This is a genomic window from Mycobacterium sp. H4Y (assembly GCF_000364405.1).
Lineage (GTDB): Bacteria > Actinomycetota > Actinomycetes > Mycobacteriales > Mycobacteriaceae > Mycobacterium > Mycobacterium intracellulare.
This window is the reverse complement of record NZ_AKIG01000003.1, coordinates 507,252-528,388: the sequence shown is the minus strand read 5'-3', so window position 1 is coordinate 528,388 and position 21,137 is coordinate 507,252. Positions and strand designations below refer to the sequence as shown.

General features: G+C 67.9%; 25 protein-coding genes and 1 tRNA gene. 15 read left to right on the top strand and 11 right to left on the bottom strand.

The window, feature by feature from the left end:
- The first annotated feature begins 39 nt into the window (after positions 1-39).
- Entirely contained in the window at positions 40-714 is a 675-nt protein-coding gene (gene crp, locus W7U_RS23420; protein ID WP_007772229.1) for a cAMP-activated global transcriptional regulator CRP, read from the top strand.
- A 169-nt stretch (positions 715-883) separates the two neighbouring features.
- Here crp and W7U_RS23415 read toward each other — a convergent pair whose 3' ends face one another.
- Genes W7U_RS23415 through W7U_RS26005 form a run of 3 tightly spaced genes read right to left on the bottom strand, consistent with a single transcriptional unit; the run spans position 884 to position 2,312 of the window.
- A complete protein-coding gene (locus W7U_RS23415; RefSeq protein ID WP_008263349.1) occupies positions 884-1,675 on the bottom strand; it encodes an MBL fold metallo-hydrolase in 792 nt (263 codons plus the stop codon).
- A 5-nt stretch (positions 1,676-1,680) separates the two neighbouring features.
- Complete coding sequence (locus tag W7U_RS23410) at positions 1,681-2,148, bottom strand: RidA family protein (RefSeq protein ID WP_008263347.1); 468 nt, start codon at positions 2,146-2,148, stop codon at positions 1,681-1,683.
- Between the two features lie 2 nt (positions 2,149-2,150).
- The gene (locus W7U_RS26005) at positions 2,151-2,312 is read right to left on the bottom strand and encodes a DUF4177 domain-containing protein (RefSeq protein WP_008263345.1); all 162 of its coding nucleotides are present in this window, start codon (positions 2,310-2,312) and stop codon (positions 2,151-2,153) included.
- Between the two features lie 63 nt (positions 2,313-2,375).
- Between W7U_RS26005 and W7U_RS23405 the strand changes: the two genes are divergently transcribed.
- A complete protein-coding gene (locus tag W7U_RS23405) occupies positions 2,376-3,395 on the top strand; it encodes an ArsA family ATPase (protein ID WP_008263344.1) in 1,020 nt (339 codons plus the stop codon).
- Positions 3,392-4,522: an ArsA family ATPase gene (locus W7U_RS23400; protein ID WP_008263342.1), complete on the top strand. Its 1,131-nt coding sequence runs from the start codon at positions 3,392-3,394 to the stop codon at positions 4,520-4,522. The genes W7U_RS23405 and W7U_RS23400 overlap by 4 nt, the downstream gene beginning before the upstream one ends.
- Before the next feature lie 12 nt (positions 4,523-4,534).
- Here W7U_RS23400 and W7U_RS23395 read toward each other — a convergent pair whose 3' ends face one another.
- Positions 4,535-4,885, bottom strand: a complete 351-nt coding sequence (locus tag W7U_RS23395) for a WhiB family transcriptional regulator (RefSeq protein WP_008263340.1) — start codon at positions 4,883-4,885, stop codon at positions 4,535-4,537.
- Positions 4,886-5,237: 352 nt separating this feature from the next.
- Between W7U_RS23395 and ponA2 the strand changes: the two genes are divergently transcribed.
- From ponA2 to W7U_RS23370, 5 genes are all read left to right on the top strand, one after another.
- On the top strand, positions 5,238-7,670 hold the full coding sequence (ponA2, locus tag W7U_RS23390; RefSeq protein ID WP_008263338.1) for a transglycosylase/D,D-transpeptidase PonA2: 2,433 nt from the start codon (positions 5,238-5,240) through the stop codon (positions 7,668-7,670).
- Positions 7,671-7,733: 63 nt separating this feature from the next.
- Positions 7,734-8,693 carry a metallophosphoesterase gene (locus W7U_RS23385; RefSeq protein WP_008263336.1) on the top strand — a complete coding sequence of 320 codons (960 nt, stop codon included), beginning with the start codon at positions 7,734-7,736 and terminating at the stop codon, positions 8,691-8,693.
- Complete coding sequence (locus W7U_RS23380; protein ID WP_008263327.1) at positions 8,690-9,796, top strand: PLP-dependent cysteine synthase family protein; 1,107 nt, start codon at positions 8,690-8,692, stop codon at positions 9,794-9,796. Before W7U_RS23385 ends, W7U_RS23380 begins: the two co-directional genes overlap by 4 nt.
- 61 nt (positions 9,797-9,857) lie before the next feature.
- A tRNA-Pro gene (locus W7U_RS23375) sits at positions 9,858-9,934 on the top strand.
- 202 nt (positions 9,935-10,136) lie between these two features.
- A complete protein-coding gene (locus W7U_RS23370; RefSeq protein ID WP_008263325.1) occupies positions 10,137-10,826 on the top strand; it encodes a GAF and ANTAR domain-containing protein in 690 nt (229 codons plus the stop codon).
- Positions 10,827-10,871: 45 nt separating this feature from the next.
- On the opposite strand, the gene W7U_RS23365 is transcribed toward W7U_RS23370, so the two are convergent.
- Both W7U_RS23365 and W7U_RS23360 read right to left on the bottom strand, forming a co-directional pair.
- Positions 10,872-11,456 carry a restriction endonuclease gene (locus tag W7U_RS23365; protein ID WP_008263324.1) on the bottom strand — a complete coding sequence of 195 codons (585 nt, stop codon included), beginning with the start codon at positions 11,454-11,456 and terminating at the stop codon, positions 10,872-10,874.
- Positions 11,457-11,576: 120 nt separating this feature from the next.
- Positions 11,577-11,879 (bottom strand): DUF4193 domain-containing protein, encoded by a 303-nt coding sequence (locus W7U_RS23360; RefSeq protein WP_008263321.1) that lies wholly within the window; start codon positions 11,877-11,879, stop codon positions 11,577-11,579.
- Between the two features lie 322 nt (positions 11,880-12,201).
- On the opposite strand from W7U_RS23360, the gene W7U_RS23355 reads away from it, so the two are divergent.
- Positions 12,202-12,894, top strand: a complete 693-nt coding sequence (locus W7U_RS23355) for an HAD family hydrolase (RefSeq protein ID WP_008263319.1) — start codon at positions 12,202-12,204, stop codon at positions 12,892-12,894.
- Here W7U_RS23355 and W7U_RS23350 read toward each other — a convergent pair whose 3' ends face one another.
- Together W7U_RS23350 and W7U_RS23345 are read right to left on the bottom strand one after the other, a co-directional pair.
- Positions 12,895-13,395 carry a DUF6328 family protein gene (locus W7U_RS23350; RefSeq protein ID WP_008263317.1) on the bottom strand — a complete coding sequence of 167 codons (501 nt, stop codon included), beginning with the start codon at positions 13,393-13,395 and terminating at the stop codon, positions 12,895-12,897.
- A 20-nt stretch (positions 13,396-13,415) separates the two neighbouring features.
- Positions 13,416-13,784, bottom strand: coding sequence for an STAS domain-containing protein (locus W7U_RS23345; protein WP_008263316.1), 369 nt, complete (start codon positions 13,782-13,784; stop codon positions 13,416-13,418).
- A gap of 179 nt (positions 13,785-13,963) precedes the next feature.
- On the opposite strand from W7U_RS23345, the gene W7U_RS23340 reads away from it, so the two are divergent.
- The 6 genes from W7U_RS23340 to W7U_RS23315 all read left to right on the top strand — a co-directional run bounded on the left by W7U_RS23340 (position 13,964) and on the right by W7U_RS23315 (position 19,590).
- Entirely contained in the window at positions 13,964-14,866 is a 903-nt protein-coding gene (locus W7U_RS23340; RefSeq protein ID WP_008263314.1) for an STAS domain-containing protein, read from the top strand.
- 22 nt (positions 14,867-14,888) lie between these two features.
- Positions 14,889-15,278, top strand: a complete 390-nt coding sequence (locus tag W7U_RS23335; protein WP_008263312.1) for an STAS domain-containing protein — start codon at positions 14,889-14,891, stop codon at positions 15,276-15,278.
- Positions 15,268-15,678 carry an anti-sigma regulatory factor gene (locus W7U_RS23330; protein WP_014378935.1) on the top strand — a complete coding sequence of 137 codons (411 nt, stop codon included), beginning with the start codon at positions 15,268-15,270 and terminating at the stop codon, positions 15,676-15,678. The genes W7U_RS23335 and W7U_RS23330 overlap by 11 nt, the downstream gene beginning before the upstream one ends.
- The gene (locus W7U_RS23325; protein ID WP_008263307.1) at positions 15,671-16,297 is read left to right on the top strand and encodes a SpoIIE family protein phosphatase; all 627 of its coding nucleotides are present in this window, start codon (positions 15,671-15,673) and stop codon (positions 16,295-16,297) included. Before W7U_RS23330 ends, W7U_RS23325 begins: the two co-directional genes overlap by 8 nt.
- Positions 16,294-18,510: a SpoIIE family protein phosphatase gene (locus W7U_RS23320; RefSeq protein ID WP_008263300.1), complete on the top strand. Its 2,217-nt coding sequence runs from the start codon at positions 16,294-16,296 to the stop codon at positions 18,508-18,510. Before W7U_RS23325 ends, W7U_RS23320 begins: the two co-directional genes overlap by 4 nt.
- A gap of 78 nt (positions 18,511-18,588) precedes the next feature.
- Positions 18,589-19,590, top strand: a complete 1,002-nt coding sequence (locus W7U_RS23315; protein WP_008263299.1) for an iron-containing redox enzyme family protein — start codon at positions 18,589-18,591, stop codon at positions 19,588-19,590.
- On the opposite strand, the gene W7U_RS25865 is transcribed toward W7U_RS23315, so the two are convergent.
- The 3 genes from W7U_RS25865 to W7U_RS23305 all read right to left on the bottom strand — a co-directional run bounded on the left by W7U_RS25865 (position 19,538) and on the right by W7U_RS23305 (position 21,132).
- Positions 19,538-19,786 carry a CDGSH iron-sulfur domain-containing protein gene (locus W7U_RS25865; protein WP_080587974.1) on the bottom strand — a complete coding sequence of 83 codons (249 nt, stop codon included), beginning with the start codon at positions 19,784-19,786 and terminating at the stop codon, positions 19,538-19,540. The genes W7U_RS23315 and W7U_RS25865 overlap by 53 nt on opposite strands.
- Positions 19,783-20,472, bottom strand: coding sequence for a HemK2/MTQ2 family protein methyltransferase (locus W7U_RS23310; protein WP_008263297.1), 690 nt, complete (start codon positions 20,470-20,472; stop codon positions 19,783-19,785). Before W7U_RS23310 ends, W7U_RS25865 begins: the two co-directional genes overlap by 4 nt.
- Before the next feature lie 105 nt (positions 20,473-20,577).
- A complete protein-coding gene (locus W7U_RS23305; protein WP_008263296.1) occupies positions 20,578-21,132 on the bottom strand; it encodes a type 1 glutamine amidotransferase domain-containing protein in 555 nt (184 codons plus the stop codon).
- Between the last annotated feature and the right edge of the window lie 5 nt (positions 21,133-21,137).

Genomic DNA, 21,137 nt, shown 5'->3' with positions numbered 1-21,137 from the left:
CCGTATACATTAATTTTCTGGGAAAGTTGAAGAGGCAACGTGGACGAGATCCTGGCAAGGGCAGGAATCTTCCAAGGGGTTGAGCCCGGCGCGGTCACGGCGCTGACCAAGCAGCTGCAACCCGTCGACTTCCCCCGCGGACACACAGTCTTCGCTGAGGGGGAACCGGGGGATCGGCTCTACATCATCGTCGCGGGGAAGGTGAAGATCGGTCGCCGCTCGCCCGATGGACGCGAGAACCTGCTGACGATCATGGGCCCGTCGGACATGTTCGGCGAATTGTCGATCTTCGACCCGGGTCCGCGGACTTCCAGCGCCACCACCATCACCGAGGTGCGTGCGGTGTCGATGGACCGCGACGCGCTGCGGGCGTGGATCGCCGATCGCCCCGAGATCGCCGAGCAGTTGTTGCGGGTGCTGGCCCGACGGCTGCGCCGCACCAACAACAACCTGGCCGACCTCATCTTCACCGACGTGCCCGGCCGGGTGGCCAAGCAGCTGCTGCAGCTCGCCCAGCGTTTCGGCACCCAGGAAGGTGGCGCCATGCGGGTCACCCACGACCTGACGCAGGAGGAGATCGCCCAGCTGGTGGGGGCTTCCCGCGAGACGGTGAACAAGGCGCTGGCCGACTTCGCCCACCGCGGCTGGATCCGCCTCGAGGGCAAGAGCGTGCTGATCTCCGACTCCGAGAGGCTCGCGCGCCGAGCGAGGTAAGCGCGCGCGAAGCGCGGGCGCAACCGAGCGAGAATCCCACCCCGAGCGAGGTAAGCGCGCGCGAAGCGCGCGCGCAATCCTGGTCTGCGAGCGCTTCGTGGCTGCAATTTGCGGCGCTCAATTTCGCAATGGCGTTACGCTCGCGAACGCTCGCCGGGGCGACTCCGCGCTAGCCGCGCAGGTGGTTCAGCTGCACCTGCACCGACCATTCGGCGGCATCCCACAGCTTCTCGTCGACGTCGACGTAGACGTGCTCGACGATCTGGCGGGCCCCCGCGTCCTCGCCGAGCTCGCGCAGCGCGGATCGCACCTGCTCCAGCCGCTCATGCCGGTGCGCAATGTATCCGCGCGCGACGGCCTCCAGGTCGGACAGCTCCGGCCCGTGCCCGGGCAGCACGGCGCGGCGGCCCAGCCCCCGCAACCGGTGCAGCGATTCCAAATAGTCGGTGAGACTGCCGTCTTCGGAGTCCATCACCGTGGTGCCGCGGCCCAGGATCGTATCGGCGGTCAGCACGGCATCGTCGAGGACGAAGGACAGCGAATCGGCGGTGTGGCCGGGGGTGGCCATGACCTTGATCCTGAGTCCGGCCGCATCGATGACCTCGCCGTCGACCAGCTCGCCGCCCAGCCCACGCAGAAAGCCACTGCCCGCCGACCGGACCGTCGCGCCGGTGCGCTCGACGAGCTTGTCGATGCCGTCGGTGTGGTCGCCGTGCCGGTGGCTGATCAGCACCAAACCGATGCGCCCCAGCGCGGCGACCCGCGCGATGTGCTCGTCGTCGTCGGGGCCGGGATCCACGATGACCAGCTCGTCGCTCCGCGGCCCGCGCAGCACCCAGGTGTTGGTGCCCTCCAGCGTCATCAGGCCCGGGTTGTCGGCCAACAGGACCGAGACCGTGTCGGTGACTGCCCGCAACCTGCCGTATGCGGGGTGAGTCGGCGGCTCGGCAACCTCGGTCACGACCGTCAGCCGACCTCGACGATCAGCTCCACTTCCACCGGCGCGTCCAGTGGCAGCTCGGAGACGCCGACCGCCGAGCGCGCGTGCGCGCCCCGGTCGCCGAAGACCTCGCCGAGCAGGTCGGAGGCGCCGTTGATGACGCTGGGCTGGCCGTTGAACCCGGGAGCCGATGCGACGAAGCCGACCACCTTCACCACTCGGGTCACCGAGTCGATGCCCACCAGGGAATCGACCGCCGCCAACGCGTTGAGCGCGCAGATCCGCGCCAGCGCCTTGCCCTCGTCCGGGGTGACCTCCGCGCCGAGCTTGCCGGTGCCCGCCAGCTTCCCGGCCCGCATCGGCAGCTGGCCGGCGGTGTAGACCAGGTCGCCCGTGCGCACCGCCGGCACATAAGAGGCCAGGGGCGCGACCACCTCCGGCAGCGCGAGATCGAGCTCGGCCAGTCGGGCCTTCCAGGAAGGCTGGGCGCTCATCTCTACTTGGGGCGCTTGAGGTAGGCGACGTGCTGTTCGCCGGTCGGGCCGTTCAGCACGGACACCAGCTCCCAGCCGTCGGCGCCCCACTGGTCGAGGATCTGTTTGGTGGCGTGCGTCAGCAACGGGACGGTGACGTACTCCCAGGCGGTCGGTTGGCTCATGCGGCGAGCTTATCGGTCGGAGGTGAACCGCTCCGGCCAGCCCGGCCGGGCTAGCATGCGAAGGTGGCAACCACTTCGAGCGGCGGCAGCGCCGTCGGCTGGCCGGCGCGCCTGACCAAGGCCCGCTTGCATTTTGTGACCGGCAAAGGCGGTACCGGCAAGTCGACGATCGCGGCGGCGCTGGCGCTCACGCTGGCGGCCGGCGGCCGCAAAGTCCTCCTCGTGGAAGTCGAGGGCCGCCAAGGGATTGCGCAACTCTTCGACGTCCCACCCCTGCCCTATCAGGAGGTGAAGATCGCGACCGCCGAACGCGGCGGCCAGGTCAACGCCCTGGCGATCGACATCGAGGCCGCATTCCTGGAATACCTCGACATGTTCTACAACTTGGGCATCGCCGGCCGCGCGATGCGCCGCATCGGTGCGATCGAGTTCGCGACGACCATCGCGCCCGGCCTGCGCGACGTGCTGCTCACCGGGAAGATCAAAGAGACGGTGATCCGCGTCGACAAGAACCGGCTCCCGGTGTATGACGCGATCGTCGTCGACGCGCCCCCGACGGGACGGATCGCGCGGTTTCTCGATGTCACCAAGGCCGTCTCCGATCTGGCCAAGGGCGGCCCCGTGCACTCGCAGGCCGACGGCGTCGTGAAGCTGCTGCACTCCGAGCAGACCGCCATTCACCTGGTCACCCTGCTGGAGGCGCTGCCCGTCCAGGAAACGCTCGAGGCCATCGAGGAGCTCGCCGACATGCAGCTGCCGATCGGCAGCGTGATCGTCAACCGCAACATCCCCTCCTACCTGCAACCGGCCGATCTGGCGAAGGCCGCCGAGGGGGACGTCGACGCCGACTCGGTGCGGGCCGGGCTGGAAAAGTCCGGAATCACGTTGAACGACAACGACTTCGCCGGCCTGTTGACCGAGACCATCGAGCACGCGACCGTGATCGCCACCCGCTCCGAGATCGCGCAACAGCTCGACGCGCTGAAAGTCCCGCGGCTACAACTTCCGGCGATCTCCGACGGGGTCGATTTGGGCAGCCTTTACGAACTGTCGGAATCGCTTGCACAGCAAGGAGTTCGATGAGCACCACGCCGAAACCGCTTGATATGGCCGCTATCCTGGCCGACACGTCGAACCGGGTGGTGGTGTGCTGCGGCGCGGGCGGCGTGGGCAAGACGACCACCGCGGCCGCGATCGCCCTGCGCGCCGCCGAATACGGCCGCAACGTCTGCGTCTTGACGATCGATCCGGCCAAGCGGCTGGCCCAGGCGCTGGGGGTCAACGACCTCGGCAACACGCCGCAGCGCGTCCCGCTGGCGGCGGAGGTTGAAGGCGAGCTGCACGCGATGATGCTCGACATGCGTCGCACCTTCGACGAAATGGTGGTCCAATACTCCGGACCCGGTCGCGCACAAGCGATTCTGGACAACCAGTTCTATCAGACCGTCGCCAGTTCGCTTGCGGGCACGCAGGAATACATGGCGATGGAGAAGCTGGGCCAGCTGCTGGCCGAGGATCGCTGGGACCTGGTGGTCGTCGACACCCCGCCGTCGCGCAACGCGCTGGACTTCCTGGACGCGCCGAAGCGGCTGGGCAGCTTCATGGACAGCCGGTTGTGGCGGCTGCTGCTGGCGCCGGGCCGCGGCATCGGCCGGTTGGTCACCGGCGCAATGGGTTTGGCCATGAAGGCAATGTCGACCATCCTGGGCTCACAGATGCTCGGCGACGCCGCCGCGTTCGTGCAATCGCTGGACGCCACCTTCGGCGGCTTCCGGGAAAAGGCGGACCGCACGTACGCGCTGCTGAAAAGGCGTGGCACGCAATTCGTCGTGGTGTCGGCGGCCGAGCCCGACGCGTTGCGCGAGGCGTCCTTCTTCGTCGACCGGCTGTCGCAGGAAGGCATGCCGCTCGCCGGGCTGGTCTTGAACCGCACGCATCCGACGTTGTGCTCGCTACCGGCCGAGCGGGCGATCGACGCCACCGAGATGCTGGAGCACGACACCGATTCCGAAGCCGCGTCGCTGGCCGCGGCCGTGCTGCGGATTCATGCCGACCGCGCGCAGACCGCCAAGCGGGAAGTCAGATTGCTCTCCCGATTCACCGGAGCCAATCCGCACGTGCCGGTCATCGGCGTTCCTTCGCTGCCGTTTGACGTGTCGGATCTGGAAGCGCTGCGGGCCCTCGCCGACCAGATCACGTCGGTCGCCTAGGGCCCCACTCGGTCAGCCCGCGGTGCGGCTTCTGCTCTTGTCGAAGAAGTCCGCCCAGGACACCACCTCGGGGTGCTGCTTGAGCAGCGCGCGGCGTTGCCGCTCGGTCATGCCGCCCCACACCCCGAACTCGACCTTGTTGTCCAGCGCGTCTGCCGCGCATTCCTGCATCACCGGGCAGTGCCGGCAGATCACTGCCGCCTTGCGCTGGGCCGCGCCACGGACAAACAGTTCGTCGGGATCGGTCGTGCGGCAGAGCGCCTTCGAGACCCAAGCGATCCGTTCTTCAGCATCGACGCTGCGGAGTACACCTTGTGCGGCTGCGATGTTTGTCCTACGCGCCGCCGGCCGTATTGGTGACACGAATCGTTCCCTTTCCCTACCGGCCGCCCGTCACGGCCGCCCTCCTTGGGTGCAGATCCAACCCTGCGATCTACGCCTCACCATGTACATCGGTGTTACCTGAATCTCACCGTGTGTCTAAGTTAGGTGGTCAGGTGCCAATTGCGCAACAGTCCGATAACGCTTTTTTTGGGACGAGCGTGCCGTCTCGTCCAAAAAATCCGGCGGGAAAGTGATCTTGCACACTGGGCTACCCGTCTGACCTGTGACGCAATCGCAAATTCTGGGTGCGCACCCGAGGGGCCCGGGCGCCGAAATTTTTGGGCGAAGTTGCAGCGTGGCGGCGTGACTGGGGGCCGCTACTGTAGTAGCCATGTCAGACCGCCCCCCGGCCGCGCTCACGATCTTGAAGCTCGCGGGGTTCTGTTTGTTGGCCAGCGTCGTCGCCACCGCACTCCTGTTTCCCGTCGCCGGCGGCATAGGGCTGGTGTCCAATCGGGCCTCCGAAGTGGTCGCCAACGGCTCCGCGCAGCTGCTCGAGGGCGAGGTGCCGGCGGTGACGACGATGGTCGACGCCAAGGGCAACACCATCGCGTGGCTGTATTCGCAGCGCCGGTTCGAGGTGCCCAGCGACAAGATCGCCAACACGATGAAGCTGGCGATCGTCTCCATCGAGGACAAGCGGTTCGCCGACCACAACGGGGTGGACTGGAAGGGCACCCTGACCGGGCTGGCGGGCTACGCGCGCGGTGACGTGGACACGCGCGGCGGGTCGACCATCGAGCAGCAGTACATCAAGAACTACCAGCTGCTGGTCACCGCGAAGACCGACGCGGAGAAGCGCGCGGCGGTGGAAACCACCCCGGCGCGCAAGCTGCGCGAGATCCGGATGGCGCTGACGCTGGACAAGACCTTCACCAAGCCCGAGATCCTGACGCGGTATTTGAACCTGGTCTCGTTCGGCAACAACTCGTTCGGCGTGCAGGACGCCGCCCAGACCTACTTCGGCATCAACGCCTCCGACCTGAACTGGCAGCAGGCGGCGCTGCTGGCGGGCATGGTGCAATCGACCAGCGCGCTCAACCCGTACACCAACCCCGAGGGCGCTCTCGCGCGGCGGAACCTGGTGCTGGACACCATGATCGAGAACATCCCGCAGGAGGCCGAGGCGCTGCAGGCCGCCAAGGCCGCGCCGCTGGGCATCCTGCCGCAGCCCAACGAGTTGCCCCGCGGCTGCATCGCGGCGGGCGATCGGGCGTTCTTCTGCGACTACGTGCAGGAGTACCTCTCCCGGGCCGGGATCAGCAAGGAACAGGTGGCCCGGGGCGGCTACCTGATCAAGACGACGTTGGACCCGGACGTGCAGCTGCCGGTCAAGGCGGCGATCGACAAGTTCGCCAGCCCGACGCTGCCGGGCATCTCGAGCGTGATGAGCGTGATCCAGCCCGGCAAGACGTCGCACAAGGTGATGGCGATGGCCAGCAACCGCACCTACGGGCTGGACGTCGACGCCGGTCAGACCATGCGCCCGCAACCCTTCTCCCTGGTCGGCGACGGCGCGGGATCCGTCTTCAAGATCTTCACCACGGCCGCGGCCCTGGACATGGGGATGGGCATCAACGCCACCCTCGAGGTGCCCGGCCGGTTCCAGGCCAAGGGCATGGGTAGCGGCGGGGCCAAGGGCTGCCCGAAGGACAACTGGTGCGTGGTCAACGCCGGTAACTACCGCGGGTCGATGAACGTGACCGACGCGTTGGCCACCTCACCCAACACCGCGTTCGCCAAGCTGATCCAGCAGGTCGGGGTGACGCGCACGGTGGACATGGCGATCAAACTCGGGCTGCGGTCCTACGCCGACCCCGGCACCGCCCGCGACTACAACCCCGACAGCAACGAGAGCCTCGCCGACTTCGTCAAACGGCAGAACATCGGATCGTTCACCCTGGGCCCGATCGAGGTGAACGCGCTGGAGCTGTCCAACGTCGCGGCCACGCTCGCCTCGGGGGGCACCTGGTGCCCGCCGAACCCGATCGACAAGGTGGTCGACCGCAAGGGCAACGAAGTCGCGGTGACGACCGAGACCTGCGATCAGGTGGTCCCCGAGGGGCTGGCCAACACACTGGCCAACGCGATGAGCAAGGACGCGTTGGGCGGCGGCACGGCGTCCGGTTCGGCCGGCGCGGCGGGCTGGGACCTGCCGATGTCCGGTAAGACGGGCACCACCGAAGCCCACCGCTCCTCGGGCTTCGTCGGATTCACCAACCACTACGCGGCGGCCAACTACATCTACGATGACTCCACCAACCCCACGGACTTGTGTTCGTCCCCGTTGCGGCACTGCGGCGAGGGCGACCTCTACGGCGGTAACGAGCCCGCGCGCACGTGGTTCACCGCGATGAAACCGATCGCCACCAACTTCGGCCCGGTGCAACTGCCGCCCACCGACCCGCGCTACGTCGACGGCTCCCCCGGGTCGCGGGTGCCGAGCGTGGCGGGCCTGGACATCGACGCGGCACGCGCGCGCATCAAGGAGGCCGGCTTCCAGGTCGCCGACCAGAACAACTTCGTCAACAGCAGCGCGAAGCAGGGCGAGGTGGTCGGCACGACACCGAGCGGCGCGACGATTCCGGGCTCGATCATCACCATTCAGGTCAGCAACGGCATCCCGCCCGCCCCGCCGCCGCCGCCCGAAGGGGCGCCGGTGCCGGTCGGCTCGCAGGTCGTCGAGATTCCGGGGCTGCCGCCGATCACCATCCCGTTGATGGCGCCGCCACCGCCGGCCCCGCCCGGTGCGCCGCCCCCGTAAATCTGATTGCGTCGTGACGCACGAGATACGCTGCCCGTCCGCGACCGGCAGTAGGCTGCCATCATGGCGAACGTTATGCCCGTCCTGATACGTGCCGGTGCCGCGGCGCTCGGTTCGAGCGTCGCCGGCCTCGGCTATGCCGCGATCATCGAGCGCAACGCCTTCGTCCTGCGCGAGATCACCATGCCCGTGTTGAGCCCGGGTTCCACACCGTTGCGCGTGCTCCACATCAGCGATCTCCACATGACGCCCGGCCAGCGGCGCAAGCAGGCGTGGCTGCGGGAGCTGGCCGGCTGGGAGCCGGACCTGGTGGTCAACACCGGCGACAACCTGGCCCACCCGAAGGCCGTCCCGGCGGTCGTCCAGGCCCTGGGCGACCTGCTGTCGCGGCCGGGTGTCTTCGTGTTCGGCAGCAACGACTACTTCGGGCCGCGCCTGAAGAACCCGCTGAACTACGTGACCAACCCGTCGCACCGGGTCCGCGGCGAGCCGCTGCCCTGGCAGGACCTGCGGGCGGCGTTCACCGAGCGCGGCTGGCTCGACCTCACCCACACCCGGCGCGAGTTCGAGGTGGCGGGTCTGCACGTCGCCGCCGCGGGCGTGGACGACCCGCACCTCGACCGGGACCGCTACGACACCATCGCGGGCCCGGCCAGCCCCGCGGCGAACCTGCGGCTGGGACTGACCCACTCCCCGGAGCCCAGGGTGCTGGACCGCTTCGCCGCCGACGGCTATCAACTGGTGATGGCCGGGCACACCCACGGCGGACAGGTCTGCCTGCCGTTCTACGGCGCCCTGGTGACCAACTGCGGCCTGGACCGCTCGCGCGCGAAGGGGCCGTCGCGGTGGGGCGCGCACATGCAGTTGCACGTCTCCGCGGGGATGGGCACCTCGCCGTTCGCGCCGGTGCGATTCTGCTGCCGGCCCGAGGCGACCATGCTGACGCTGATCTCCACCCCGATGGGCGACCGCGACGCGGCCAGCGACCTGAGCCGTTCGCAGCCAACAGCTTCGGTGCGTTGACCGACCGGACCCGGATCGCGGTCCGCAGCCGCTCACGATGCTGGACCGACAACGCGATCCGGCTGATCCACGCCGACGCCCGCCGCAGCGCCGACACCCACCTGCTGCGCTATCCGCTGCCGTCGGCGTGGAGCACCGACGTCGACGTAGCGCTGTACCTCAAGGACGAGACCACCCACATCACCGGCAGCCTCAAGCACCGGCTGGCCCGCTCGTTGTTCCTCTACGCCCTGTGCAACGGCTGGATCGACGAGGGCACCACGGTGGTCGAGGCGTCGTCGGGTTCGACGGCGGTGTCGGAGGCCTATTTCGCGGCCCTGCTGGGGCTACCTTTCGTCGCGGTGATGCCGGCGGCGACGAGCGCATCGAAGGTCGCGCTGATCGAAGCCCACGGCGGCCGTTGCCATTTCGTGCAGAGTTCCAGCGAGGTGTATGCCGAAGCCGAGCGCGTCGCCCGCGAAACCGGCGGGCACTACCTGGACCAGTTCACCAACGCCGAACGCGCCACCGACTGGCGGGGGAACAACAACATCGCCGAGTCGATCTTCGAGCAGATGGGCGAGGAGCGCTTCCCCGTCCCGGAATGGATCGTGGTCGGCGCCGGCACCGGCGGGACCAGCGCCACGATCGGGCGCTACATCCGCTATCGCCGCCACGCCACCCGGTTGTGCGTCGTCGACCCGGAGAACTCCGCCTTCTTTCCCGCCTACGCCGAGGACCGCGACGACGTTCTGATGCCCACCTCGTCGCGCATCGAGGGCATCGGCCGCCCGCGGGTGGAGCCGTCGTTTCTCCCCGGCGTGGTCGACCGCATGGTGGCCGTCCCGGACGCGGCCTCGATCGCGGCCGCGCGCCACGTCAGCGCCGTGTTGGGGCGCCGGGTGGGGCCGTCCACCGGCACCAACGTGTGGGGCGCGTTCGGGCTGCTCGCCGAGATGGTCGCCGAAGGCCGCAGCGGTTCGGTGGTGACCCTGCTCGCCGACAGCGGCGACCGCTACCGCGACACCTACTTCAGCGACGAGTGGGTCGCGGCGCAGGGACTGGACCCGACGGGCCCGGCCCGGGCGCTGGTCAAGTTCGAGCGTTCGTGCTCGTGGGAGTGACGTGGCGCACCGCGGTTTGGCGAGCCGCTAGCCCGGTGCGATAGGCTGTCGGAGCTTCAGGCGGGGTGTGGCGCAGCTTGGTAGCGCGCTTCGTTCGGGACGAAGAGGCCGTGGGTTCGAATCCCGCCACCCCGACCACTTAGGTTTTGCTCGTCCGGTGTCGGTCGCAATCACCCAAAACCCGGCCGATATAGTGGATCTCACCGTAATGCTGAGCAGACAGCATTGACATTCGTCGCCGTCATAACTGACAAATGATCGCCTCGCGAGACCGCAGGCTGGGAGAAAACGGCGCGGGTTTTTGCCTGGAACCGGTCTCGACGCACGAAGGCGACATTCAGTGACCAATTTCGACGATCTCACCCTGCTCACCGACGTTCTGCGGGCCATCTATTCGGCGGACGCGGCCGACTTCCCTCAGGTGCTGGACGAGCTGACCAGGGCGGCGGCGCGCTGGGTGCCCGGGGCGCAGGAGGCGGGGATCACGGTCACCAGCCGGCAGAACGACGTCAGCACCCCCTCGGTCACCGACGACTGCGCCAGGTTGCTCGACGAGTTCCAGCAACGCCACCTCGAGGGGCCGTGCGTGCACGCCGCGTGGACCCGCAAAGTCGTCGTCATCGACGACCTCGGGAGCGACTCGCGCTGGCCGAAGTATCAGGCCGACGCCCTCGCGTACACGCCGGTGCGCAGCGTCCTGTCACTGCCGATGTACGCCGACGAGCTCAGCATGGGGGCGCTGAATTTCTATGCCGAACGCCCGCACGCCTTTTCCGACGATTCCCGCCGGGTGGCCGCCGTCTTCGCCGCGCTGGGCGCCCTGGCGTGGAGCAACGTCGTCCGCACCCAACAGTTCAGGGAGGCCCTGAGCACCCGCGACACCATCGGGCAGGCCAAAGGCATTCTGATGGAGCGCTACGACCTCGATGACCACACGGCGTTCAACACGCTGATCAAACTGTCGCAGAGCACGAACACCCCGCTGCGCGAGATCGCGCGCCGGGTCATCGAGGACACCACCCGGCGCTGAGGCGCGCCGTCCGAACGCGCTGCGGCCCAGGGCATCTCGCGGCCGTTAGTTCCCCCGCACGGGAAGGGGCGCCACCCGCGTCCAGTTCTGCAGCTGGGTGCGCCCGACCAGCCGGCATTGATGGGTGCCGGCCAATTGGCGGGCCGCCTTCGTGAACGTCTGGTTGGTCACCACGACCGCCCGATTGCAGCCGTGGTGGCGCGACCCGGAAACGACCTGTTGCACCGCGGCGACGCCGACGGCCTTGGCCAGCCTTTTGCACTGCACCGCCATGCGGACGCCGCCCCTTTTGGCGATGAGGTCCACCCCGTAGTCGCCGGTGCTCGCGGTCGGCGTGACGGTGTAACCCGCGACGCGCAGCTGGGCGGCGACGAATTCCTCGAATTCGGTACCGGACATGCGGTCGATGGCCCGCAGCCGGGATTTCGCGTGTTTGAGGTCGCGGCGGCGGTGGGCGTCGGCCTGACGGCGGTCCCGCTGCACCGAAAGCCACCACAGCACGGCGACCGCGAGCGCGAGCCCGCCGAGGCCGGCCAAAAACCCCGCCGGCGGGCTGCCGGTGGCCTGCTGCGTGAAATACCAAGGGAGAGCTAACCCCAGCAGGAGGAGCAACCCGAGAACCTTCTCCATGACTCCTCAACGTGCCGTTCGCGCCGACGCAGACTTGTCCGATGAACCTAGTTCAAGCCTGTGACATTTCGGCGCAGGCGCGAGACGGCGCCACGCCGCGGCCGGGGCGCTATCGGCGCGTTACGCGCAGTCGGCGCAGACCGGCAGGCCGGAGCTGGAGCGACGCAACCGGCTGCGGTGCTGCACCAAAAAGCAACTCGAGCAGGTGAACTCGTCGGCCCGCTGGGGGATCACGGTCACCGTCAGCTCCTCCCCGGACAGGTCGGCGCCGGGCAGCTCGAAGAAGTGGACATCGTTGGGATCCTCGTCGGCCACGGTGGTGCCGGCCCCGCGCAGGGTCGGTGCCAGCTCGCGCAGCGAGGACTTGTCCTGGGTGTCGTTGTCGGATACACGGCGTGCGTCGTAGTCAGTGGTGGTCGCCATCGGAGTTCCTCCCTGCTCTCAGACGGGCTGACGCACTTTGCTGTACTCACCCGTGGCGCAGGCAGTACCCCGTTCACGCGCGCCCTACACCGATCTGGGGCAAGAATTTCGGCCGCCGCACGCATCCGCTTACGCGCCAGCGGGTCCCCCCGGCGTCCCGGCGTCGCCGACCGGACGCCGCCGGGGCAACCCAACGCGGTCGCTCGCGAGATCCGTTGAATGCCAGCGTTATTCGCAACGGAGCGGCGGCTCGGGTCGCCGCCGCCACGCCGCTCAGCCGCCGGCCGGTGTCAGCCCGGCCCGGCGTGGGTATGCCCACCACATGACGTTGCGACCCGATGCGGGCGCCCCCGCCGTCCTGTTCGACGTCGACGGCACCCTGGTGGATTCCAACTACCTGCACGTCCACGCGTGGCGGCGCGCGTTCGACGCCGAAGGCATCGTGGTGGCGTCGTGGCAGATCCACCGCCGCATCGGCATGGACGGCTCAGCGCTGGTGCGGACGCTGTCCGACGACGCGCCCGACGACGTGCAGGAGCGGCTCAGCGACAAGCACAGCCACTACTACCGCGAGATCACCGCCCTGTCAGAACCGCTGCCCGGAGCCCGCGCCCTGCTGCGCCGCGTCGCGGACCTGGGACTGCAGGTCGTGCTCGCCAGCTCGGCGCCCGAGGACGAATTGGCGATCTTGCGCAAGGTGCTCGATTGCGATGACGTCATCTCCGAGACGACCTCGTCCCGTGACGTCGACACCGCCAAACCCGAACCGGGCATCGTGCACGTGGCGCTGGACCGGGCCCGGGTGGATGCCCGGCACGCCGTCTTCGTCGGGGACGCCGTCTGGGACGCGCACGCCGCGGCGGCCGCCGGAGTGCCGTGCATCGGGCTGCTCAGCGGCGGCATCTCCCGCGCGGAGTTGCAGGGGGCCGGGGCCGCCCCGATCTTCGCCGATCCGCAGGACCTGCTCGACCATCTGCAAACCACCCGGATCGCGGAGTTGTCGCCCGGCCGCTGACTACATTCCGTGCGTGCGCAGCGTCAGGGGTAACGCCCACCAGAAGATGGCAAACAGCGCCAGGGCGCACGCTCCGGCGATGAACCCCACCGTCGCCCCGGCCACCGCCACAAAGATTATGACCGTCACCCCGGTCAGCGCCGCGCCCAGCAACGCCAGCCCGGCGTAGGCACACCGGTGCGCGGCCGACACCAGCGCCTGGAGGCGGTGTCGCCGGAACAGCAGCCGGTGAATGGCGACCGGCGCGATCAGCAGCACCGTTGCGCCCACCGAACACCCCACCGTCACCAGGTACACGATCCGCATCGGTCCGCTGAGCACGTCGAAGCGCTGCTGGAACGGCAGCGTCAACAAGAACCCGGTGAGCAGCTGCACGCCGGTCTGCACCACGCGCAACTCCTGCAGCAGGCTGTTCCAATTGCGGTCCAGCCGTTCGATTTCGGTTTCACCGCGCTGGCTGCGGTCCCATTGCTGGTCGTCTTCCGGATGATCGACACCCATGGCTGCCGGCGCCCCGGTTGCTAGCCGTTGAGTTTGCCGTCCCGCACCGCGGTCAGCGCGTCGTCGAGCGTCGGATACAGCGGGAAGGTCTTGTCCAGACCGGTCAGATGAATCGGCCGCCTGGTGGCCGGGCCGCGCGCGACCACGCCGAACCCGGTGTCCTTGCCCAGCTTCTCGTACGTCGCGGCCAGGATCTTCAGCCCCACCGAGCCCAGGAACTCCACCGCCGAGAGATCGATGACCAGTGCGGTGGGACTCTCCGCGACGACCGCGCCGATGGCCTGTTCCAGGGCAGGAGCCGTGACCAAATCGATTTCGCCGCTGACACTGACCACGGAAACGCCGTCGTGGTCCTCAACCAACGTGGTAATCGAATCAGGAGCTGACAATGGCAATCCTTTGTCCTGGGCCTCGAGTGCCTTAAGCGTGGTTCAACCCTAGCCTGCGTTATGAACTGCGAGAAGAATATGCCCTCTACACGTGGCCCGCGACAACCCAGGCTAGTCTCGCAAAAAGGAACTGCAGACCGCAGTGCGTGACATGTACTCGGGAGGCCTGGGGAGGCCATATGTCAGATTCGACGTCGGATTTCAGCAGTACCGGCACCGCAGCGCAAGTCGTCGGCATTTCCAGCGAGGGGCTGTTGCCTCAGCTCGTTCAGCACCTGCGGCAGAATCGGACCGTTTTGCGGGAGGAATGGGCCCGCCGCATCACCGAGGCCGAGCTGCTCACCGCGATGACCCCCGAGGAGCTCTTCTCCGAGGCCACGGCCGTCTACGACAACTACGTCGAGGTGCTCGAGACCGGTAGCGTCGAGGCGCTGCAGGCCTACGCCCGCGACCTGTCCGAACGCATCATCCCGCGGGGCGTGGAAACCGACGAGGTCGTCGGCATCGTCCTGCTGCTCCGCGACGTGCTGGCCCGCTCGCTGTTCGAGAAGTACCAGACCGAGTTCGAGATGCTCAACCGGGTGCTGGACGCCTACGAGCCGGCGGCCAACCGGATCGCGAACACCGTGGCGGTCAGCTTCGTGCAGGAACGTGAGCGCATCATCCGCCAGCAGCAGGAGGCGATCCGGGAGCTCTCGACGCCGGTGCTGCAGGTGCGTGAGCAGTTGCTGATCCTGCCGATCATCGGTGTGCTGGACAGCCAGCGCGCCCGCCAGGTCACCGAACAGCTGTTGCGCGCCATCCGCGCCAACCGCGCGAAAGTGGTGGTCATCGACATCACCGGTGTGCCGACCATCGACTCGACCGTGGCCAACCACCTGGTGCAGACCGTCGACGCGTCGGGGCTGATGGGTGCCAGCGTGATCATCACCGGCCTGTCCTCGGAGATCGCGCTGACGCTGGTGACGATCGGCCTGGACCTGTCGAAGATGAACGCGGTCGGCGACCTGCAGGGCGGCATCGAGGAAGCCGAGCGGCTGCTGGGTTACGAGGTGACTCGCACCGGCGAGCAGACCGGGTGACAGTGAGGAACGCGAGCGCCGCATGCCAGTACCGATCCTGAAACAGGGTTCGATCCTCATCGCCTCGGTGCAGGCCGCGCTCTCAGACTCCGACGCCGAACGGCTGCGCTACGACCTCATGGAGCGCGTCAGCCGGTTCCGCGCGCAGGGCATCATCGTCGACGTCACCGCCATCGACGTCATGGATTCCTTTGCGGCCCGCTCGCTGCGCACGATCGCGCACATGACCCGGCTGCGTGGCGCGGACACGGTGATCGTCGGCCTGCAGCCCGAGGTGGCGTTCGCGATGGTCCAGCTTGGTCTGGCGTTCGACGACATGAACACCGCGCTGGACCTGGAAGAGGGCCTTTCCCTTCTGAATCGTCAACTGGCGCAGCGGAAACCGACGATCGGGCGCGATGGTGGCGGCTGATATCGTCGTCGCCATCGACCATCCCGACGACATCGTCGACGCCCGCAAGGCGGGACACCAGCTCGCCCTTGATCTGGGATTCTCGCTGACGGACGTCACCATGATCGCCACCGCGATCTCCGAAATAGCGCGCAACATCACCAGCTACGCCGGCCGCGGCTCCGTCCGGGTCGGGGTGGCCGACCGGGAGGGGCGCAAGGCCCTGGTGGTGCGCGCGGAGGATCAGGGGCCCGGGATCGCCGACATCGAACGCGCGATGGAAGACGGATATTCGACCGGCCGCGGGCTGGGGATGGGATTGCCGGGCGCGCGCCGCCTGATGGACCGGTTGGTCGTCGAGTCCACGGTCGGTCAGGGGACCGTCATCGAGATGTGGAAATGGGTCCCTCCCCGTGCATGAAAGCGGCCGGTTCGGACCCATCGAGTGGGCCAGGGCGGGCCGGCCCTTGCCCAGCGAGTACACCTCCGGCGACCGGGGTATCTCAGTCGACATCGGCGGCGAGGCCGCGCTGTTCGGTCTGGTGGATGGCCTCGGCCACGGGCCGGCCGCCGCGGAGGCTGCACTGCGCGCGATCGATGCGGTCAAGAACAACAGTTCCGAGCGGCTCGAAGTCCTGATCCAGCTTTGCCACCGGCTGCTCACAGGAACCAGAGGGGTCGCGATGACGTTGGTGCGGGTGGATTTCGCCGCGAACACGCTGACGTGGACGGGGGTCGGCAACGTCACCGCCGATCTGGTGGCCAAGGCACCCAGCGGCATCCATGTCCGGTCCAGTGCCCGTCTCACCGCGGGCATCGTCGGCTACCGGATCCCGGAAATCCGCCCGGCACAGGCGGTTTCGATCCGCCCCGGTGACCTCCTCGTGATGAGCACCGACGGGATCGGGGAAGATTACCTGGATCACGTCGACTTCTCGGCCCACGCTGTCGCCATCGCGGAAGAGATTCTCGGTAAGGGCGCCAAGGAAACCGATGACGCGATGGTGCTGACGGCGCGGCACAGGGGGATCTCGACATGAGCGGCAACGACGACTTCCACGATCGCTACGCCGCCGCGTTGCGCAACTATCTGGACTCACCCGATGACGCCAACTTGTCGATCGGCAATGAGCTCGGCCGCACGGCCCTGCAGAATCAGGTCAGCCTGCTCGAAATCGTCGAGAACCACGTCCGCCTGGTTTTCGAGATCGCGAAGGACGTGCGCATCGACGGGCCGATCGCGCTGGAGTTCCTGCTGCAGCTGCTGGCTCCCCTCGACGTGGCCATGCGCGGCTTCATCGACGGCAACAGGCGCTACGCGGAACAGCGGGCTCGCGCCGAGGGGCTGGCCGATCGCGACAAATTCCGCAACGCGCTGGTGAATTCGCTGCAGGAGGGGTTCTTCGTCGCCGACCACGAGGGCTCCGTGATCGAGATGAACAGCGCTTTCATCGACATCATCGGGTTTCCCAGCGAGGGTTTGCCCTACCGGTGGCCGCACCCGTGGCTGGTCGACACCAAGACGGCGGCCGAGCAGATCGGCCTGGTGCTGAACCACGGCAGGGCCGACTACGAAACGCCGATCCGCCATGGCGACGGGCATCTCGCCTGGGTGAAGGTGAGCATCAACGCGGTCAAGGAATCCGGCAGCGATCGCGACGCCTACGTCGGGACCGTTCGAGATATCACCGCGGAACGCGCTTTCGCGGCGCGGGAGAGCGCGGTGTTGCGCCTGGCCACGGCGGTGGCGGTGGCCAGGAGCGTGGACGAGTTGCTGTCGATCACGCTCGACGAGTGCCGCGCGGCGATCGACGTGCAGCGCGTGGTCGCGGTCATGTGGCCCAGCGGCGAGGGCGACCCGACCGTCCACACCGCGGGCGAGCCCGCGGCAACGTCGTGGCGCAAGCTGGATACCTGGTTGCGTCACACCTTCTCCGACGCGCGCCAGCAACTACCGCTGACCGCGAAAACCGTTGAGTCGCCTGATCATCCCGGTAAGGCCCAGGGATTGGTCGCGGTGCTCTCCGGCACCGGGGACCTGGCGTTGTGGCTCGAGCTGCGCACACCCCGCTGGGTCAGTGGCGAAGACCGCCTGCTGGTCACCGTGTTGATCAGCCACCTCAGTCTGGCGATGCAGCACGTTCGTCAGTTCGAGAGCGCCCGCGAGACGTCGCTGACACTCCAGCGTGCCATGCTCCCGCCCATCCAGCCCCCGCCGGGTTTCACGGTGCGCTACGAACCCGCGGTGCTGCCCTTGGAGATCGGCGGTGACTGGTATGACGTGCTGCCGATCGGCGAGCACCGCATCGGCATCGTCGTCGGCGACTGCGTGGGACGCGGCCTGCCCGCCGCCGCCATCATGGGCCAGCTGCGCAGTTCCGCGCGAGCGTTGTTGATCAACGGCGCCGAGCCGGCGGTGCTGCTCGATCAGCTGGACTCGGCGGCGTCGCTCATCCCGAACGCCTACTGCACCACCGTGTTTCTCGCGATCCTGGACACCGAAACCGGGCTGTTGCAATACAGCAACGCCGGGCACATGCCAGCCGTGCTCATCGGCCCCGAGCCGGGCACGACGACCCTGTTGACCGACGCCGCTTCGGTGCCGCTCGCGGTCCGCCGCGATGAACCGCGCCCGCAGGCCACCCGGGTGCTGCCGCCCGGCTCGACCCTGATGTTGTTCACCGACGGGCTGGTGGAACGCAAACACGAGTCGATCGACGACGGAATCGCCCGCGCGGCAGACGTTCTGGCGCAGACGATGACACTACCGCTGGACACCGTCGCCGACGAGATGCTTCGTGAACTGGCGCCGGCGGGCGGCTATGACGACGACGTCGCGATGGTGATCTACCGCCACCACCAGACGCCGCTACGCATCGAAAGGGACGCCACCGCAGACCAATTGGTTCGCATCCGGTACCGCCTCGCGGACTGGCTGCGCGCCGCTCACATCACGGGGGACCTGGCCGCCGACATCGTGCTGGTGGTCAACGAGGCCTGCACCAATTGCGTCGAACACGCCTACCGCGGATTCGTCGCGGGGACGATGGTGGTCGAGGCCAGCCTCGGCGACGGCGAAGTGCGCACCCGGATCACCGATTACGGTTCGTGGAAGGCGCCGGCCGCCAACCCGGTCAACGGTGGGCGCGGCTTGCCCCTGATCAGGGCGCTCAGCGATGCGACGCAGCTCGACACCGCGGCCACCGGCACCACCCTCGACATCACCTTCAGACTGCCGGCTGAATCCGGCTAGTGGGCGTCGAAAAGTGTTGCGGCGCCGTTTGCCGGGCCCCGGTTACGGGTAGTCACCGGCGTGACCCGCTCATCGACCATGACTGAACCCGTCCTGCCCGAGGCACACGGGCCCCTGTCGACAGCCGTTCGTTGCGCGCTGGCGGGCCCGCCGTCGGTTGACCATTTCGCGCGCATCGGCGCATCCGTGCGCGATTCCGACCCGTACGGTCTGGATCTGCAGCTGGCGCTGTCCGTCTGCTACGAGCTGCACTACCGCGGTTTCGCCGGTGTCGACCCCGCGTGGGAGTGGAACCCGGCGCTGCTGGCGCTGCGCGCCGAGCTGGAGCGCGTGTTCTTGGCCGGTGTGCGCCGCGACGTCGGGCCGATCGAACCCGAGCAGACGGCCGCGGCTGAGATGGAAGCGATTTCGATCGAACCCGTCGACGGCACCGGCCCGTCGTACTACCTGCGTGACACCGGGACGTGGCAGCAGATGTGCGAATACTTCGTGCACCGCTCGCTGTATCACCTCAAAGAGGGCGATCCGCACGCCTGGGCCATCCCGCGCCTGATGGGCACCGCCAAAGCGGCCTTCGTGGCGGTGGAGTTCGACGAGTACGGCGCCGGGCAGGGCCCCCGACTGCACCAGCAACTGTTCGCCGATCTGCTGACCGCGGCCGGGCTGGACGCGACGTATTGGGGTTACGTCGACGCGGTTCCCCCCGAATCGCTGGCGGTGGTCAATCTGATGTCGCTGTTCGGGTTGCACCGCTCGTTGCGCGGCGCCGCGATCGGGCACTTCGCGTCGACCGAGATCACCTCGCCGCCCGGATCCCAGCGCATGGTGCGGGCGTTGGAGCGCTTGCAGGCGCCCGCGGCCTGCATCAATTTCTACAGCGAGCACGTCGAGGCCGACGCGGTACACGAACACGTCGTGCGCGCGGATGTGGTCGGCGATCTCGTCGCCCGGGAGCCGCAGCTCGAGCAGGACGTCATCTTCGGGATCCGCGCGCACGCCGCGGTCGAAAACCGCTTGGCGGAAACGATTATGGCGTCGTGGAAGCAGGATCGGACGTCGTTGCGGCGGCCGCTGACGTAGCGGTCGTCTTGCTCAGGCGCTTGCATCTGCGGTGGCTGGTGTCGCACAAGGGGTACCTGCCGCTGCGACGGCAGGTGCAGATCGCCACCATGAACCGGTCGGACTGAACGACCTCGCCGCCGGGCATCTCGATGCGCACCGGACCCGAAACCAGCACCGGGCCGTTGGGCACCACCTGAACCCTGGTGGGACTCATCGCTTTTCGGCCCGAATCACGATCAGTTCCTCTTCCCGGCGTCCGCGCGGTATCAGGCCGACGTCTTCCAACCACTGCGCCCGGGATGTCATCACCGGGCCGAACGGAATCCATTTCGAGGCAACCACTGCCGCGTCCATACCGGCCCACTTGAGGGAATCCAGCGACTGCTGGACACCGGCGAGTGCCGAGTGCACCATCAGCAGGGATCCACCGTCGCGCAACAACTTCGGAGCCGACTCGCACAGCGGGTCGAGGATCAGGCGTCCGTCTCGGCCGGCATTCCAGGCCCACGACGGTCCGGCTTCCGGGCAGATCTCTTCCAGCTCGGCACCGGGCGGGGTCGGCACGTAGGGCGGATTCGACACCACCACGTCGAACGGCGCGCACTCCACCGCGGTTATCCACGACCCCTCGCGAACGTCGATGTCGATTCCGGCAGCCGCGGCGTTCTCCCGGGCGCAGCGAACGGCCTGCGGGCAGATGTCGAAGGCGGTCGTGTCGGCGCAACCCATCTCCGCCGCCGCTATCGCGACGAAACCGCTGCCGGTGCACAGGTCCAGAACGCGCCGTCCCGGGATCAGACCGGTCTCGTGCATCACATCGACCAGCAGTCTGGAGTCCTCCTGCGGCCGATACACGTTCTGGGTGGGCAAGACGGCGGGCTCGGGATATGTGGTCGTCACGGTTGGCCTTTCGAGAACCCTATACGGATAGCCGCTGATCACGGCTTGGCGGGATGATGCCCGCAAACCGGGGCATTCAAACCGACCGGCCCGGCATCGCCGCGGCTAACCGGCCGTCGCCTGGGCAAACTGTTTGAGGATCGCCGCGCAGAACGCGGGGAGGTCCGACGGTGACCGGCTGGAGATCAAATTGCCGTCGATGACGACCTCGTCGTCTTCCACCTGGGCGCCCGCGTTGCGAAGATCCGTGCGAATGCTCGGGTAGGACGTCAGCGTCCGGCCCACCGCCACACCGGCTTCCACCAGGGTCCAGGGTCCGTGACAGATGGCGGCCACCGGTTTGCCCGAGCTGACGAAATCGCGGACGAACGAGACGGCGTCGTCGTCCATGCGCAGCTTGTCCGGGTTCACCGTGCCGCCCGGCAGCACCAGGCCGTCGAATTCGCCCACCGACGCCTCGGACACTTTCCGATCGACGGCGAAGGTCCCGGCGGGCTCGAGATCGTGGTTGCGGGCCTGGATTTCGCCGTCCTTGAGCGAGAGCACCTCGACCTTGGCCCCGGCCTCTTGCAGCGCCGCGCGCGGCTGTTCGAGCTCAACCTTTTCCACGCCGTCGGCCGCGAGAAAAGCTATTCTCTTTCCTTGCAATTCGTTTGACATCGCCG